Annotated in this window: 2 protein-coding genes; both read right to left on the bottom strand. The window is 39.7% G+C overall.

Going from position 1 to position 4,015, the window contains the following annotated elements:
- Nucleotides 1-1,647, bottom strand: a 1,647-nt coding sequence (locus AC1DPQ_RS20125; protein ID WP_477610670.1) for a RagB/SusD family nutrient uptake outer membrane protein, incomplete at its 3' end; no start/stop codon positions are given.
- Between the two features lie 5 nt (nt 1,648-1,652).
- Nucleotides 1,653-4,015, bottom strand: a 2,363-nt coding sequence (locus AC1DPQ_RS20120; RefSeq protein ID WP_477610669.1) for a SusC/RagA family TonB-linked outer membrane protein, incomplete at its 5' end; no start/stop codon positions are given.

Below are 4,015 nucleotides of genomic sequence, written 5' to 3'. Positions count from 1 at the left end.
AGGTATTGGTAACCAATAATGTTTAGTTTCAAACTTACGCCCGTCTAAAGCAACTTTAGGTGTATAAGTAAATCCCGTTCCTGTTTTGGTAATAATCATTCCAGCAGCAGGTTTATTTTCAGTTACATCTGCAATTTTCCATCTTCTTACATCGTAAAAACGATGTTCTTCGAAAGCAAGCTCTACCCTACGCTCATAACGAACCGCATCGCGCATTTGTGTTTGGGTAAGCCCAACGGCCAATTCAGGCATATTCACACCTGGCCTTGCTCTTACCATATTAATAGCTTGCCTTGCCGACATTGTTGATCCGGAAGGAACGGCATCAGGGCCATAAGCTTCGTTTGCAGCTTCTGCATAATTAAGCAAAATTTCTGCATATCTAAAATAAATCCAAGGCTGAAACCCTGCATTACCCCAAGGATTTTGCAATGGATAAGCATCATTCATGAATTTTTTAAGGTAATAACCTGTTTTGGTTGTATTCCAGTTATCATTTCCATCTTTACTATCTTTTCCTCCCGGGATAAAGGTTTCTACATTACGCTCACGATAAGCTGCACCATTGTATAAAATAGTGGCTGCAAAACGAGGATCACGACCTTTATATGGTTCGTTGTTATCGTAACCAGATGTAGGATCGGTAATGGCTTTGCCGTTGGCCATTTCATAATCATCTACCAGGTTTTGCAAAGGTGTATTACCAGCCCAGCCGCCATAACCGTTCGGTCCGTTGGCAATTTCTAAATGGGTATGGTTTGCATTTTTTGTAAACAACCTCGCGAAAATAATTTCATTGCTTTGGTCGGTTAAGAATAAATTTCCATAACCGCCCGTGTAAATTCCATATTTATTTAAAGAAATAACTGCCTGAGCTGCCGTAACAGCTGCCTGCCAGGTACCAGCATTATACAACGGACTAGCAGCATATAAAAGTAAACGGGATTTTAGCGCAAGTGCTGCGCCTTTTGTTGCCCTTCCTACCATCCAGCTACTACTATTATCCAAAGGTAAATCTGCTGCAGCCTGGTCTAGCTGTGCCGTTACATAATCTATAGATTCTTTAATCGAGGCGCGCTGAAACAATGCCGGATCCTGCAGATTATCGGTCAGGTTCGTTACCTTATCGCCCATCAAAACTACGCCACCATAATTCCGGATCAGATCCTGATAACGGAAAGCCCTAACAAATTTAAGTTCGGCCACTAACTGTTTTTTATGTGCTGCACTCATTCCAATTTTACCAAGCACTTCGAGTGCATAATTACATTCTCTGATGCTTTTGTAGCTCCTTCCCCAATATACACCAGCACTGCCTAAATTTTCAGGTGCCAGTTGTCCTCTTTGGATCAACCAGGTGGCATCATCATTATTATAAATAGATTCATCGGTAAATGAGCTCCACATGCTATATTCAAAACCTCTGCCAAAACCCGGTGAAGAACCGTCGCCCTCCTTATCCTGCAATCTACTGGCGATATAACGGTTGGTTACATAGGCTTCAAAAACAGCTGTATCTGTTTCTATAGCAGATGTAGAGATCCGATCTGTTGGTTCTACATTTAAAAAATCTTTTTTACAGCCTACAATACTCGTTGAGATAAGAGACAGGCCTAAAAGTGATATATATATTGATTTGTTCTTCATGATGTTTAAAATTTAATATTGGCGCCCAAATTAATAATGCGTTGCTGTGGATAAAACTGCCCACTACCACTGGTTCCTTCAGGATCGTAATCTTTTACTTTAGAAATGGTGAACAAGTTAAATGCACTCGCATAAAGCCTTAATCCCGAAACATTGATCCGATTTAAGAAACTGGCCTTAATGTTATAGGCAATTTCTACATTTTTAAGCCTTAAAAATGAGGCATCATTAAGCCAAAAAGTATTGTTAAACTGCCCACCGCTAATCGCATTCGATGCACGGTCAGTTACCCTTGGGTAAGTTCCAGTCGGATTAGATGCACTAAATCTGTTATCGGCCCAACTGCTATAAAAGTTACCTACGCTACCCGATTCTGGCAAAACATATTGGCTTACCTTGGTTTGTCCGGCTAATACCATTGATACATCAAAGTTTTTATAAGATGCACCAAGTGTAAAACCATAAGTGATTTGAGGAATATTGCTATATGGCGTTCTGGTTTGGTCATCGGCGGTTATTTTGCCATCATTATTATAATCGAGGTATTTAAGATCGCCAATTTTAGCGCCACTTACATGTGGGTAAGCATCTAACTCCTGTTGCGTTCTAAATATGCCAATGCTATTGTAAAGCAGATTAGCATTTAATGGTCTGCCGGTTTGGCGTTGATAATCTAGTGTACCACTGGCTTCATCTATAAAAATTACTTTGCTTTTTGCGTAAGTGATATTGCCTGATGCATTCCATTTAAAGTTTTCGCCATTATGGTTATAACCTAAAGTAGCTTCAAAACCAGTATTATTAACTTTACCAATATTTTCTGAAGGTACCAGCGGATCAGAACCGAAAGGGTTTACAATTCCTGAAGAACCTGGCAATGATGCATTACGGGTGGCCAAGATATCAGATCTTTTTTGTTGAAAATAGATGGCTTCGATACTGAAGTTTTTAAATATAACGGCATTGAAACCGATATCGAGTTTTTTGGCTACTTCCCAGGTAATATTCGGGTTTGCAAGTTTAACTAAATTTACGCCCGGCTGTATGGTTGATGATGTTGCACCTGGGCTTTGGGCTACAAATCCATTTCCAACAAGAACATAATTATCAAAGTACTGGAAACCATTTACGTTATCGTTACCAAGCGCTCCGTATGAAGCACGGATTTTTAAATTATCAACAAATTTAACGTTTTCGTTAAACCACTTTTCTCTTGAGATTACCCACCCTGCAGAAACTGAAGGAAAATAACCATACTGTTTACCCTGAGGAAAAATTGATGATCCATCTACGCGCAACTGCCCTTCAAAAAGGTATTTATCATCGTAACTGTAAGCCAAACGACTAATTATACTTCGGCGGTTATAATTTGTGCTATAGCCTGAGTTTAAGAAATCCGTAGCAGCAGTACCTCCCTGAGAAAGTTCAGGCAACGAAGTAGAGAGAAAGTTAAAGCGTTGTGCATCGAAATATTCTAAATGATTTTCACTCTGCTCATACCCCACAARGGCATTGATGTCGTGCAGGTTAAAACGACGAGCGTAGTTTAGTTTAATATTAGAAGTAAGCAACGATTCATTTCTATGACTTTCGGTCAACGTAGCTTTTTGGTTATTGCCACCAACAATAACACTATTATAGTTTTTAGATGTAGGATCATATTGATACAGCAGATATGGTTTGCTGAAACTTTTGGTAAATACATTGGATTTATCAGCAGAAAAGAAACCATCAACAGAAAGACCCTGTACTCCGGGAATAATAAAACTAGCTCTTAGAATGCCATTTAAAACCTGCGTTGGCGATTTATTTGTTCCGCCTATATCTGTAACCTGTACGGCTGGATTTGCATTTTCGATACCGGTTGTTGGTAAACCATTTGGATAATAGGCCGATACAATAGGTTTTGCCCTATAAATGGATCTGAAAACATCGCCAGCCCCTACCTGAGGAAACAGACGGTTTTCTTGCCTGCCTGATACCGACAAGCCAACTTTAAGGTATTTAGAAACGTTGGCATCTATATTTGTGCGGAAATTATACTGATTGTATTTGGTTACCCCATTTTTATACAAACCATCTTGAGAAACAGTACCTAACGACATGTAGTATTTTACATCCTCGCTGCCCCCGTTAACAGAAAGACTGTGTTGGCTTTGCAGCGCAGTTTTTTCCAAGGTTTGGTCAATCCAATCAGTATTGGGATATAACAATGGGTCGGAACCATTACGAAATTTTTCGATCTGATCTGCCGTGTACGACTGATTAAGACCACCTGCAGGATTCGAATCAAAACCAATTTCATTCATAATCTGTGCATAGGTTGCCGCATCAGCCATTTTAGGCAATCTTGTTGGCGAGCTAAAAC

This window comes from Pedobacter sp. 01T416_2 (genome assembly GCF_056398925.1).
The sequence above is the reverse complement of the archived record's forward strand: the minus strand, read 5'-3'. Positions and strand labels throughout refer to the sequence as shown.